This is a genomic window from Nonomuraea sp. NPDC001699 (assembly GCF_053596455.1).
On sequence record NZ_JBSFGF010000006.1, the window covers coordinates 250031 to 262213 of the forward strand.

General features: G+C 75.5%; 8 protein-coding genes. 2 read left to right on the forward strand and 6 right to left on the reverse strand.

The window, feature by feature from the left end; all coding sequences use genetic code 11:
• Positions 1-19: 19 nt before the first annotated feature.
• The 3 genes from ACWCSU_RS20450 to ACWCSU_RS20460 are packed head-to-tail and all read right to left on the reverse strand — an operon-like array spanning position 20 to position 2510.
• Complete coding sequence (locus ACWCSU_RS20450) at positions 20-970, reverse strand: M56 family metallopeptidase (protein WP_449936704.1); 951 nt, start codon at positions 968-970, stop codon at positions 20-22.
• On the reverse strand, positions 967-1341 hold the full coding sequence (locus tag ACWCSU_RS20455; RefSeq protein WP_357700550.1) for a BlaI/MecI/CopY family transcriptional regulator: 375 nt from the start codon (positions 1339-1341) through the stop codon (positions 967-969). Before ACWCSU_RS20455 ends, ACWCSU_RS20450 begins: the two co-directional genes overlap by 4 nt.
• A 26-nt stretch (positions 1342-1367) precedes the next feature.
• Positions 1368-2510, reverse strand: a complete 1143-nt coding sequence (locus ACWCSU_RS20460; protein ID WP_449936705.1) for an NAD(P)/FAD-dependent oxidoreductase — start codon at positions 2508-2510, stop codon at positions 1368-1370.
• Between the two features lie 151 nt (positions 2511-2661).
• Between ACWCSU_RS20460 and ACWCSU_RS20465 the strand changes: the two genes are divergently transcribed.
• Positions 2662-2871, forward strand: coding sequence for a heavy-metal-associated domain-containing protein (locus ACWCSU_RS20465; protein WP_357700554.1), 210 nt, complete (start codon positions 2662-2664; stop codon positions 2869-2871).
• A gap of 78 nt (positions 2872-2949) precedes the next feature.
• Here the strand turns inward: ACWCSU_RS20465 and ACWCSU_RS20470 are convergent, their stop codons facing one another.
• The 3 genes from ACWCSU_RS20470 to ACWCSU_RS20480 are packed head-to-tail and all read right to left on the reverse strand — an operon-like array spanning position 2950 to position 10195.
• Positions 2950-5730, reverse strand: a complete 2781-nt coding sequence (locus tag ACWCSU_RS20470; RefSeq protein WP_449936706.1) for a hypothetical protein — start codon at positions 5728-5730, stop codon at positions 2950-2952.
• Positions 5727-8870 carry a hypothetical protein gene (locus tag ACWCSU_RS20475; RefSeq protein WP_449936708.1) on the reverse strand — a complete coding sequence of 1048 codons (3144 nt, stop codon included), beginning with the start codon at positions 8868-8870 and terminating at the stop codon, positions 5727-5729. Before ACWCSU_RS20475 ends, ACWCSU_RS20470 begins: the two co-directional genes overlap by 4 nt.
• Positions 8867-10195 carry an SWIM zinc finger family protein gene (locus tag ACWCSU_RS20480; protein ID WP_357707354.1) on the reverse strand — a complete coding sequence of 443 codons (1329 nt, stop codon included), beginning with the start codon at positions 10193-10195 and terminating at the stop codon, positions 8867-8869. The genes ACWCSU_RS20475 and ACWCSU_RS20480 overlap by 4 nt, the downstream gene beginning before the upstream one ends.
• Positions 10196-10492: 297 nt before the next feature.
• Between ACWCSU_RS20480 and ACWCSU_RS20485 the strand changes: the two genes are divergently transcribed.
• On the forward strand, positions 10493-12178 hold the full coding sequence (locus tag ACWCSU_RS20485; RefSeq protein WP_449936710.1) for a tetratricopeptide repeat protein: 1686 nt from the start codon (positions 10493-10495) through the stop codon (positions 12176-12178).
• Positions 12179-12183: the final 5 nt, after the last annotated feature.

Consider the following 12183-nt stretch of genomic DNA (forward strand, 5'->3'; position numbering starts at 1 on the left):
TACTAGATGTGGTCGTAGGTCAGAGCGAGAACAGCGAGTGGCAGTGATGGGCCAGGAACGAGCCGACCCCCGGCGCCAGCGCGACCACTCCGGGCCCGCCGAGCAGCGCGCTGACCAGGAGCCGCCCGGTCAGCCGTTCACGGCGGCGGAGCGGCTGCTCCGGGCCGAGCAGCCGGCGTACGCGAGTGAGCGCCGTCTCGCCGCCGGCCCCGAGCGTGAACGCGGGCGCGCGCCCGGTGGCCAGGCTCACCAGCGCCGCGGCGATCTGCGCGCGCGGGTGGCGGCGGGCGGCGACGTCGTCGGCGAGCAGCTCGACCAGCCGGGCGATCTCGGTCCTGGCCTGCTCGAACAACGGCACCCGGGGGAACGCCCGGACCAGGGCCTCGGCCCCGGCGAGCACCAGATGATGACGGCCGCGCAGGTGCGCCCGCTCGTGCTCCAGCACGGCGGCGATCTGCTCCGGGGTCAGGGCCCGCAGCGCGCTCGTGGTGATCACCGTCTGCGCGCGCCGGCCCGGCACGCAGTACGCCAGCCGCTCGTCATAATCGATCACCACCGCGCCCAGCTCGGCGTCGCGCCGCCCGAGAAGCCGCAGCATGGCGGCGTGCCGGCGACGCTCGACGGAGGCCCGCACCAGGACGACCCCGCCGCAGCAGACCACCCTCGCCACCACCGCGGCGGCCGCCGGAATGGCCGCCGACCCGACCTGGGTCACGCCCGAACCGTCGCCCAGCATGCTGGCGCAGACCTCGAACAGCCCCGCCAGCCCGTGCCCCACGACCTCGGCCGGCACGGCGAAGGCCAGCGCGGCCAGGACGGCCGAGGCGACCACCGACGCCGCGCCCGCCTGCCACAGCGCGATCGCCAGCCGGGGCGCGCGGTCGGCCCACTTGGCGGCCCGCCGCCCCAGCGCGGGCAGCCAGACGGCCGCCACCACGGTGTAGCAGGCCAGGACGGCGGCGGCGATCATGCGGGGCGGCCCCGGTGCGGGTAGACCTGCAGGGCCGCCTCCAGGGCCTGCGCCTCTTCGGGGGTGAGCCGTTCGAGGAAGTGCACGAGCGTGGCGGCCTGGTTGCCGCTGCCCGCGAGCGCGCGGCGCATCACGTCGGCGGTGTAGGCCTCCTTGGAGGCGACCGGTTCGTAGACGTAGGCGCGGCCGACGGCCTCGCGCCGGAGCATGCCCTTGGTGTGCAGCTTGTCCATCACGGTCATCACCGTGGTGTAGGCGATGGTCCGCCGCTGCCTGAGGTCTTCGAAGACGTCGCGGACGGAGGCGGGGCGGCGCCTGGCCCACATCCAGTCCATGATCGTGGATTCGAGCTCCCCAAGGCCACGCATCATGCCGGTCATGCTACCCGCGGTCGTAGTCAGAGCGCCTCGCGCGCCGCGACGGATCGCTTGAGCCTGATCAGGTCCTTCGGCGCGTTGACGGCGACCGCGCCCACCAGCACGCCGTCGCGGGCGAAGGCCACGGCGAAGCGGTCCTCCTCCGGGCTGCCGGCGACGACGCGGGCCTCGTCGGCCAGGTGCGGCAGGCCGGCCGTCTGGATGCGGGCGCCGTGCACGTGGGTGGCGAAGTTGGGCACGTCCGCGAACGGCTGCGCCTGCTCGGGGCCCGCCAGGAGGTTGCGGGCGGCCACCGCGCCCTGCTCGTTGGCGTTGGACCAGTGCTCGACGCGGATCAGGGCGTCGTCGTACAGGCGGTGCGGCCAGCGGGCCACGTCGCCCGCCGCGACGACGTCGGCCGAACCGGCGGCGTACAGCGTCGGCTCGCACACGACGCCGTCGTCCACGGCCAGGCCGCTGCCCTCCAGCCATTCGGTGTTGGGCGTCACGCCCATGCCGCCGACGACCAGGTCGGCGGACAGCACGCGGCCGTCGGCGAGACGCACCAGGCCGTCGGTCACGTCGGTGACGCGGGTGCCGGTGACGAGTTCGACGCCGTTGCGCTCATGGTGCCCGGCCAGCCAGCGCGCCGCCTCCGCGCCGAGGCCCGCGTGCATGGGGTGCGGCCCGGAGTCGACCAGGGTGACCTTGCGGCCGAGCTGCCTGGCCGTGGACGCCACCTCGCCCCCGATGAACCCGCCCCCGATGACGAGCACGTGCTCGTGGCCGGAGTCCAGCTCGGCGCGCAGGGCAAGGGCGTCCTCGATGGTGCGCAGGGTGCGCACGCCGTCGAGCCGCCTGGGACGGGCGCCGCTGGCGATGACCAGGCCGTCGTAGCCGAGCTCGGTGCCGTCGTCGAGGACGACCGCGCGGTTCGCGGCGTCCAGGCGTACGGCCTGCCTGCCGCGCAGCCACTCCTCGCCGAGCTCCTCCGCACCGGGGAGCGTGACGTCCTCGTCGCCGCGCAGGACGCTCTTGGACAGCGGCGGCCGGTTGTACGGCACGTGCGCCTCGGCGCCGACCAGCGTGAGCTCGCCGTCGAAGCCCTCGCGGCGCAGGGTCTGGACGGCCCGCAGCCCCGCCAGCGAGGCGCCGACAACAATGATCTTGCCAAGGATTCTCATGCGAGGCACCATACCGGTAGGGGGTATAGCCGAGGCAATGTGACGCGCGTCTCACATACCCCTCCTCCGTATGGCTTGCCTTTCGTGGTGATCGGGCGTACGTTCTCTTCGTCACATACCCGGCAGGGGTATCTACGAGAGGAGCGAGGCGATGAGCACGAAGACCTACACGGTGTCCGGGATGACCTGCGGTGGCTGCGCGGGCACCGTCAAGACCGAGATCGGCAAGGTCGCCGGGGTCTCCTCGGTCGACGTCGAGCTGGCCACGGGACAGGTGACCGTCACCTCGGCCGACGCCCTCGACGACGCCAGGATCAGGGACGTCGTCGAAGAGGCGGGCTACGAGCTGGTGGCCGGCTGAGCAGGCAGGACCACCGAAGCGGCGCCGGGAGCTGACCCGGCGCCGCTTCGGCCGTCACCCTCGGCCGGGCCGGGTCGATCAGGTCGGCCGGGTCAGCTCCCGGTGGAGGCTCCGGCAGGCGCGGGTGAGCGAGGTCGAGCCGCGTCTCTCCGCGTGGGCGGCCACCTCCGGGATCTCGCCGCGCGCGCCCGCCCACGTGGCGAGGTCGGTGGCCAGCACGACGGCGTCGGTGTGCGGGCGCCGGGCCCGTTCGCCCTCGCGGGGGAGGAAGACGGGCAGGTGGTGGCGCATGATCGTCCACACCTCGGCGTGCGCGCCCTGCTTGGCGGCCAGTTCCAGTGAGGGCAGCGCCGGGTCGGTCTCGTGGCGGGTGCGGCGGCCGAGCAGGCCCAGCAGGCGGCCCGTCTCGGCGGCGGGAAGCGCGCCCCTGGCCGCCAGCTCAAGCAGCGGGGGCACCGCGTCGTCGCCCTCCAGGGTGAGGAAGCAGGCCAGGACCAGGGCCGTGGCCGGGCCGGACGCGCCTTCGGCCGACGCGAGGCCGCGCAGGTCGTCGATCGTGAGGTCGGGCGGGTCGAAGCGGCCGGTCAGTCCGATCGCCAGATGGGCCGCCACGAGCTCCCGGTGGTGCGGCATCATGCCCGGCCAGAACCGCCGTGACGCGCGCCGGGACGGACGTGTCCCGGACGGCGCGGTCAGCAGGGCGTCGAGGTGCGCGAGCCCGGTGGGCTCCACGGGCCGCCAGCTCACCCGAGGGCCGAGTCCCCGGTCGCCGTGCGGCCCGAGGTCGAGGCTCCAAGTCAGCTCCACCTCCGGAGGCGGCGGCGCGCCGCGCTCGAACCAGCGGGCCACCACCGCGCCGGCCGCCGAGCCGAGGCCCTTCGCGCGTGCGGCCAGGTCGGGGGCGGGGCCGGGCGGAAGGCGCAGCAGGGCCTGTTCCAGGTCCAGCGGGAGCGGTTCGCGACCGGAGTCCGCGTACCCGGCCAGGCGGGTGAGCAGGGTCTCGGGGTCGAGGTGGCCGTCGGCGCGGGTGGGGGTGGCCAGCAGGACCGGGGGCAGGGCTCCGGCCTTCGCCGCGCTCAGCAGCTCGTCGAGGCGGGCCAGGAGGAAGGCGTGCGGGTGGGCGCAATTCCGCTGGTGGGGGAGGCGGCTCCAGCCGGCGGACGCGGGCCGCGCGCCGGGGTCGTAGAGGTCGTGGAGGTCGGGCTCGACGTCGTCCGTCCGGAGGAGGTCCGCCCGCACGTCGGCGGGCAGCTCGTGGATCGGGACCATCGTGCGCAGGGCGGGGAACAGCCGGAAGGCCGTGGCCGCGAGGGTCACCATGCCGTCGTACAGGGTGTGCCCGAGATCGCCGGCCGGGTCGGGGAGGACCCGGCGCCGCGGACGTGACCCGGGCGGCCCCGGGTCCTCGCCGGGGTTGACGAGCTCCCTGGCCAGCGCGGTGCACCAGTCACGAGGGGACTCCCACGACGGCGCGTCGTAGAGCACCGGCCGCAGGTCCTCGCCGAACCGCCGGGCCAGCCTCTCCCGCAGGGCGTCCGGACTCGCGTGCGCCTCCCGGACGACCGCCGCCAGCCACGCCTCGACGCCGATCCAGCCGTTCTCCCCCGGCGGCCCGCCGTCCGGGCCGCCGTCCGGGCCGGACGCGGGGAACGGGCCGGGCACGACGGGCTCCGGCAGCCGGCCCGGGGTGAAGTCGCCGGTCCAGCCTTCGACGAACCGCTCGCGGAGCCGCCGGGCCGAGGCCGGGGGCAGCAGTTCGGCGCCCTCCAGGATCGGGGCGGTGTCGGGGAGGTGGGCGGCGTGCTTGAGGGTGAGGGCCACCGCGCGGTCGCGCACCTCGTGGGAGGCGTGCGCGTACGCGTTGGTCAGCGCGGTGACGTGGTCGGCCACGCGTTCGGGATGGCGGCCGAGGTCGCGGTCGAGCCAGGTCAGGCCCTTCACCGCGAGCTTGGCCTCCTGGCGGAACGTCATCACCTCGACGGCCTCGGCGGCGTCCGCCGGGTCGAGGCGCGCCCGGCGTACCTGCTGCCAGGCCAGCTCGGCCACCGGGCCCGGCGCGGCGGCCAGCAGCCGCAGGTAGTCGTGCACCAGCCCGGCCGACTCCTCCGGCGCAGGCGCCACGAGCGTGTGCAGCCGGACGAAGAACCGCAGGTCACGCGCGTCGCCGCCGAGCAGGAACCGGCGCACGCAGCCGGCGATGACCTGCTCGCGCGGCAGCGCGCGGGCGGTCAGGGCCAGCCAGTGGGACGGCTTCGGGGTGAGTGTCTCGCCGGCCAGCGCCCGGCCCGCGCCGGCCGCCTCGAAGATCCGCGGAAGCAGGTGCGGCGTCAGCGGGTCCTCGGCCACGGCCGCCGCCGACAACCAGGCCGCCACCAGCGGTTCGTGGTCGGGCGGGGTGGCCGCGCCGTCGCGCAGCAGTTCCAGGGCCAGCGGCACGATCCGGTCGTCGGGACGGCGGACGCGGCGTGCGATCCGGCCCGCCAGGTCGGCCCGCCAGGCCGCCGGGCGGCCGGAGAGCGCCTTCACCAGCCGGTGCGGGCTCGGCGCGTCGGTCCCGCGGGGATTGAGGTCGCGCTTCGTCAGCCAGGTGGCGGCGCCGGCCGGGCCGGGAACGGTCGCCGCGCCCGTCATCCTCAGCGCCTCGGACAGGCGGGCGGCGTGGCCGTCGGCGGTCCAGGCGAAGCCGTCCCAGCCGATGGCGGCCAGCCGGGGGCGGACCTCGGCGAGCAGGCCGGGCAGCTCGGCGGCGACGGCGGCCCGCTCGTCGCCGGTGAGCGTCGGCAGCCGCGCCGCCAGGCCCTCGGTGTCGCGGGCGAGCACGAGGTTCCTGATCTCGGTGCGGACGTCGTCGGCGGTCACGAGGTGGCTCCGGTGAGCTGGGCGTGCAGGCGCCGGCACTCGTGCGCGAATCGGGTCGTCCGGCGGCCGCGGGCGTACTCGGCGATGACCGGCATCTCCCCGCGCGCGCCGGTCCAGTGCGCGACGTCGGCGGCGAAGGCGACGAGCGCGGTGTGGGTCGCCGTGACGCGGCGCCCCTCGCCGGGCAGCATCCCGGGCAGCAGGGTCAGCAGGATGCGCCACACCTCGTGGTGGCCGCCTGCCTCGGCCAGCGCGGTCAGGGCCGCGATGGCGGGGCGGGTCTCCTGCCAGGTGCGGCGCAGCACCAGCGCGAGCTGGCGGCCGATCGCCTCGGCGGGCAGCTCTCCCTTGGCGGCCAGGTTCAGGATCTGCCGGGTCACGCCGGGCACGCCACCGGCCAGGAGGAAGGCGAGGATCACCGCCGTCGGCTCGCCCATCGGCCCTTGGGCGATCTCCAGGCCGGCGAGCGCCGCCGGGGCGCTCCACACCCCCCAGTGACCGTGCAACAGGTAGGGCAGGAAGTTGACGGCCACGACCTCGCGGTGCGAGGGCAGCATGGCGGGCCACGCGCCGACCGTGTGGCCGGACTCGCCGGTCGAGTCGGACGGCTCGCGCAGCAGCACCTCGTCGATCAGCCGATGGCCGGTCGGGGCCGTCAGCCGCAGCACGGGCCGCAGTCTGACCTCGGTGAAGTGTTCCGGCTCGCCGTCACCGAAGTCGACCATGGACGCGCCTGCCATGTGACGCCACACGTGGCCGCACTCGGGGTCGGCCAGGCCGTCGCCGGCGAGCCAGCGGGCGGCGGACCCGGCCGCCTCCGACTCGACCTTGGCGGCCCGCTCGGCCGCCGCCGGGTGGGCGCCCCTCGGCAGCCGCAGCAGCGCCTGCGCCAGGTCGGCCGGCAGCGGCTCGACGCCGGCGGCGGTGCACGTCTCCAGCCGGTCGATCAGCACGTCGGGGTCGAGGTGGCCGCTCGTCCAGGTCGGCGTGGCCAGCAGCACCGGCGGCAGCGTGCCGGTCCGGAGGGCCTCGGCGAGTTCGGCGTGGCGGTGCAGCAGGAAGTCGTGGGGCGGGGAGACACGATGGGCGTGGGGCAGCCGGTTGCGCCGCCGCCACTCGTCCTGCTCGGGCAGCTCAGGGGGCAGGTACGAACGCAGCCGCGGCGGGACGAAGACGACGGTCACCTGCACCAGCGGCTCGTCGGGGCCCGGCGGGGGCACCTGGTCACCCGCCCGCATCGCGGCGATCCGGGCGGGCCGCACGCCGAACTCGGCCATGCGCTCGTAGGCGTGCTCAAGGATGTGGTCCGGCATGGCCTCCGCGGAGTCGTCGTACTGGATGCCGGGCCTGGCCTGGGCCGGGTGGAGAGGGTCGGGGTCGTTCAGGTGGATCCGGCCGCCGGCGAAGGAGATCTGCCGGTCGCCCTCGTGGGCCACCGCGTTGCCGGGGCCGTCGTCGCTGGTCCAGGTGATGAAGAAGGCGCGCAGCGGGGCGTCGTCGTCGAGGTAGCGGCCGGGCCGGTGGAAGCCGCCCACCATGATCCGCCGGGACTGCGGCGGCTGCGCGGCGGGATCCTCGCCACGGGTGAGGACACGCGCCCTCAGGGAGTGGCTCGCCTGGTCCCAGAACTTCTCCGGCCGGATCGGCGGCACCTCCGGCACGCTGCCCGGGGTGACCAGCTCGGCGGACAGCGCCGCCTGCCAGCTGTCGGGGTCGAGGCGCACCTTGTCGGTCCGCCAGTAGCTGTGGACCTGCTCGGCGTGGCCCCTGAGATCGTGGCGCAGCGCCGCCCGGTCGCCGGCGGCGCCGGTGACGAAGGCCGCCAGCCAGCGTTCCTGCTCGATCCAGGGCTCGTGGTGGTCGGGGAAGACCGACGGCTCGGGGAAGCGCCGCGCCTCGGGCGGCTCGGGCAGCGGCGGGAACTCCTTGCGCTCCAGCAGCTCCTCGACCGGTATGTCCCCGCCGAACCGCCCGGCCAGCTTCGCGCCCAGATCCGCGGGGAGCGCGCGGACGCCGTCGAGGATCGCCTCGGCGTGGTCGGCGAACAGGGCGGCGTGCCGCAGCGTCAGCTCGACCGCGCGGTTGCGCACGTCGAAGGACGCGTGCGCGTAGGCCGTGGTCAGCGCGGTCACGAAGTCGGCGGCCGTCTCCGGCGTGGCCCGGATCGCCTGGTCGAGCCAGCGCAGGCCCAGGGTGGCGAGCTTGGCCTCGGCCCGGAAGGTGAGCGCGTCGACCGCCTCGACCAGGTCGGCGTGGTCGAGCGGCATCGCCCCGCGCACCTGCGCGGCGGCCAGCTCGGCGACCGTGCCCGGGGCCGACGGCAACAACCGCAGATAGTCGCGCAGACGGGCGGCGGACTCCGCGGGCGTGGGGTCGAGCAGCGTGTGCAGCCGGACGAAGAAGCGCAGGTCCTGCGCCTCGCCGCCGCGCAGGAACCGGCTCACGCAACCGTCGAGCGCCTGCTCCCTGGGCAGCTCGCGGGCGGCGGCGGCCAGCCAGCGGCTGGGCCGGGGCTCCAGCCGCTCGTCGCGGAGGGCACGGCCCGCGCCGTCGGCGTCGAAAACGCGCGGCAGCAGCACGGGGGTCAGCGGGTCGCCGGGCACGCTCGGGACGGTCAGCCAGGCGGCCACCAGCGGGTCGTGGTCGGGCGGCACGGCCCCGGACTCGCGCAGCAGCGCCACGGCCAGCGGCGCGATGCGGTCGGCGGGACGGCGCACCCGCCGGGCCAGCCGGACAGCGACGTCGCGCCGCCACTCCAGGGGCCGGGTGGCCGCCAACCGGCACACCTGGGCGACGTTGGGCTCCCTGGCCCAGCGGCGGTTGACGTCGCGGCCGGTCATCCAGGCCACGGCGGCGGCCGGGCCGGTGATGACGCCGACGCCGGTCAGCAGCAGCGCGCCGGCCACGGTGTCGAGCAGGTCGCCGACCTCCCAGGAGGCCATCTCCTCGACGCCCTCGACGTCGTCGGGGTGCTCGGCGCGCAGCCGTTCGGTGCGGGCCTGGCGCAGCTCCTTGACCAGGCCGGGCAGCCGTCCGCCCAGCTCGGCGCGTTCCTGCTCGGTGATCGTGCCCAGCCGGTCGGCCAGGCGGGCGACCTGGTTGCGGATGATCAGGTCGAGGATCTCCGTCCAGAGGGTCATCGGGAGACCTCCACGGCGGCGCGGGCGACGATCCGGGCGGCCAGCACGTGCTTGCACGGCCCGCGGGAGCCGCGATGGTCCCACCACCACTCGCAGGTGCAGGAGCCGTCGGCCAGCGAGACCCGGCGGGTGCCGCCCGAGGTGCGGACGGTGGCCGACTCGCCTTCGAGGTGCACCGCGCCCGCCTCGACCAGCTTGCGCGCCTTGGCCAGCCGCGGGTTGAGCAGGATCACGTTGTCCTTGTCGTAGGGCAGCTCGCGGTGGAAGTGGGCGGCCTCCGACAGGTCGTAGCCGACCCGGCCGGCGACGCCGAGCCGCGTCAGCGCGGCACGTACCCGGTCGGCGGGGATGCCGGCGCGGTCGGCCAGCAGGCCGATCTCGATCTCGGGCTCGAAGTTGAGCAGCATGCCCACCACGTCGGCGTCGTTCTCGGCCTCGTCGGTGGCCAGGTCGTCGAGCACCGCGCCCTCGCCGGAGAAGCCGCGCCAGCGTTCGGGCGAGAGGGTGAGCGTGTAGCGCATGCCGGGCAGCTCCAGCTCCCAGGCGCTGGAGGCGGCGTCGGGCGGGCCGTACACCCGCAGGGACTTCGCGAAGCGCAGCAGCGGCAGGAGGGTGCCGAGCCGGTTGGGGCCGGCGAGCTGGACCGAGCCGGATACCTGGTGCTGGGAGACCTTCAGGTCGCGCCCGGATTGTGCCACCCACACCGTGCCCTTCTTGGGCAGCCCGCGCAGGAACCGCACCGCCGCCATGCCGGCCAGCTCGCCGCGCTGGTCCATGCCCGAGGCGATGACCTGCACCTCGGCGAACCCGCGCAGCCAGCGCTCGGGCAGCGGCACCTTCTTCTCCACCACCGCGCCGTCCGTCGTGGTCACGACCAGCTCGTCGAGGCCGACCCCCAGGTGCAGCGGGTCGCGCGCGCCGATGCGCGCCAGCGCCTCCCGCAGCGGCGCGTTGACGTCGACGTTGGTGGTGCCCCGGTCGAAGACCTCGCCGTCGAGCGCGCCGTCCAGCAGGTCGAGCCGGGCGTACACGCCGCCGCAGGCCGAGAAGGACTCGAAGCGCAAGCGGTCGCCGTTGCACGTCACCACCGGGTCGCGTACCCAGCCGGGCCGCGACTGCGGCTGGTGGTAGCGGGCCAGCGCCACGTCGGCGACGCCGAGCAGGGCCGCGGCGGCGGGGGCGGCCTGCGTGACCACGCCGCTGAAGAACCGGGGGGCCACGGCCGGGCCGGACAGGGCCCGGCCGCCGGAGGTCGCCAGACCGAGCCGGCCGTCGACGAGGGAGGAGGGCGCGGCGTACGTGTACGCCTGCGTCGCTGAAGTCATGGCCGGGACGATAGATCGCCCCACCGACAAGATCGCTGCTTCACTTTCCGCGGTCTTCGACGCCAGATCATCTTTAATTCCGGATGGTCTACTCATTTCGGACAAGCCGGTTTATGCTCTGGGCATCCTGAAGTGGATCACACCCCCGGGAGGCGCCCATGAAGAAGATGACCATCCGCCGCAAGAGCACGCAGCGCCTGATGTCCGGTGCCCGCCGGCTCTGGATCGAGTGGTGCTGGTAGGTGCCGAGACGGCGGGCGCTCTCGGGTGCCCGCCCCTGCGGTCTCCGGACCTGCCGTGAACCGCTTCGACTGCCATCGCGGGCACGGGCCCTACGCCGGGGTCTCCGGCTTCCTCGCCGAGATCGCCGCCGACCGTCCGCGCCTGGCCGCCCCCCACCGGGTCGAGCTGCACGCGATCGCCCCCTGGCTCGACCGTACGGCCCGGCCGGCCGCCGAGGAGGAGCCGATCAGGTTCCACCCGGCCCGCCGCACCGCCTGCCTGGCGTACGGCGCCGCGGAGTTCGCCGCCTCCTGGGCCGGCACCCTGCGCCGCCCGGTCACCGTCACCTTCGAGCACGTCGCGCACGCCGACGAGACCACCGCCGAGCTGCTGGACACCCTGCTCCCGCGGATCGCCTCCACCCCGCTGCGCCTTGACCTGCGCGACGACGGCCGCGCCGAGCCCCCGCCGCTGCCCACGGACCCGGACGCCGTCCGCGCCGCGCTCGGCGACGGCCTGGCCCGCGGCTTCTACCACCACGCGGCCCGCGTCGCCGCCCACGGACGCGCCATCGTCACCCCCGAAGGCGACCTGCGGCAGTGGTGGGCCTGCACCACGGGCCTGGCCACCGCGCTGGCGGCGCTGGAGCGCGCGGAAGAGGCGCTCGCACTCTACGACGAGGCACGCGCGGCCACCGGCGACCCAAAGATCAACATGTCCGCCGCGTACGCCACCGCCATGTTGTACGCCCGCCACCTCCCGGCCGCCCGCCAGGACCCCGGGCAGGCACGACACTGGCTGGAGGAGGCGCTCCGGCTGGCCGAAGACGTGGACGACCCCCGCCACCAGGTGATCTCCACCGTCTTCTACGAGCAGGGCCTGGCCCTGCTGGACGCCAAGGCCGGCGCGCCCGCCGAGGCGCTGCGGCTGATCGACGACGGGCTGGCCAGGCTGACGGCGGTGCTGGCGCCGGGCGAGCACCCGCAGCACCTGGCCCGCCTGCGCCACAACCGCGCCCAGGTGCACCTGGCTCTCGGCGACCCGGCGCGGGCCCTGGCCGACCTCGACGGCGTGATCGCCCACGACCCGGACAACAGCGAGTACTACGTGGACCGGGCCGCCCTGCACCGCGCGGCCGGACGCGTCCAGGCCGCGATCAAGGACTACGGCACCGCCATCCGCCTGGGACCGCATCTGCCCGAGGCGTACTACAACCGCGCCGTGCTCCTCCTGGAACGCGGCCGCGACGAGCGGGCCCGCGAGGACCTGGGGCGCGCGCTCGCCATCGACCCCGGCCACCTGGACGCCCGGATCGCCCTGGTCAACGCCCACCTGGAGCGCGGCGCGCTGGACGCCGCCGAACGCGACGCGCTGGCCGGCCTCGCGCTGGCCCCCAAGGAGCCGGCGCTGCTGTGCACGCTCGGCCTGATCCGCTCCGAGCGCGGCGAGCCGGCCGAGGAGCTGTTCACCCAGGCCCTGGAGGGTGACGAGACGCTGGTCGAGGCGTGGACCAACCGCGCCGCCGTGCGCTTCGAGCGCGGTGAGGTGACCGCCGCCGTGGCCGACCTGGACCGGGCGGTGGCGCTGTCGCCCGCGCCCGAGCCGCGCTACAACCGGGGCACCGCGCTGGCCCGGCTCGGCCGCTGGGAGGAGGCGGCCCGCGACTTCACCGACGCGCTCGCCCAGCCCGGCCTGGACCGGGCTCTCCGCCGCGACCTGCGTGCCGAACTGGCCCGCTGCGACCGCGCCCGCTCCGGCTGAACCGC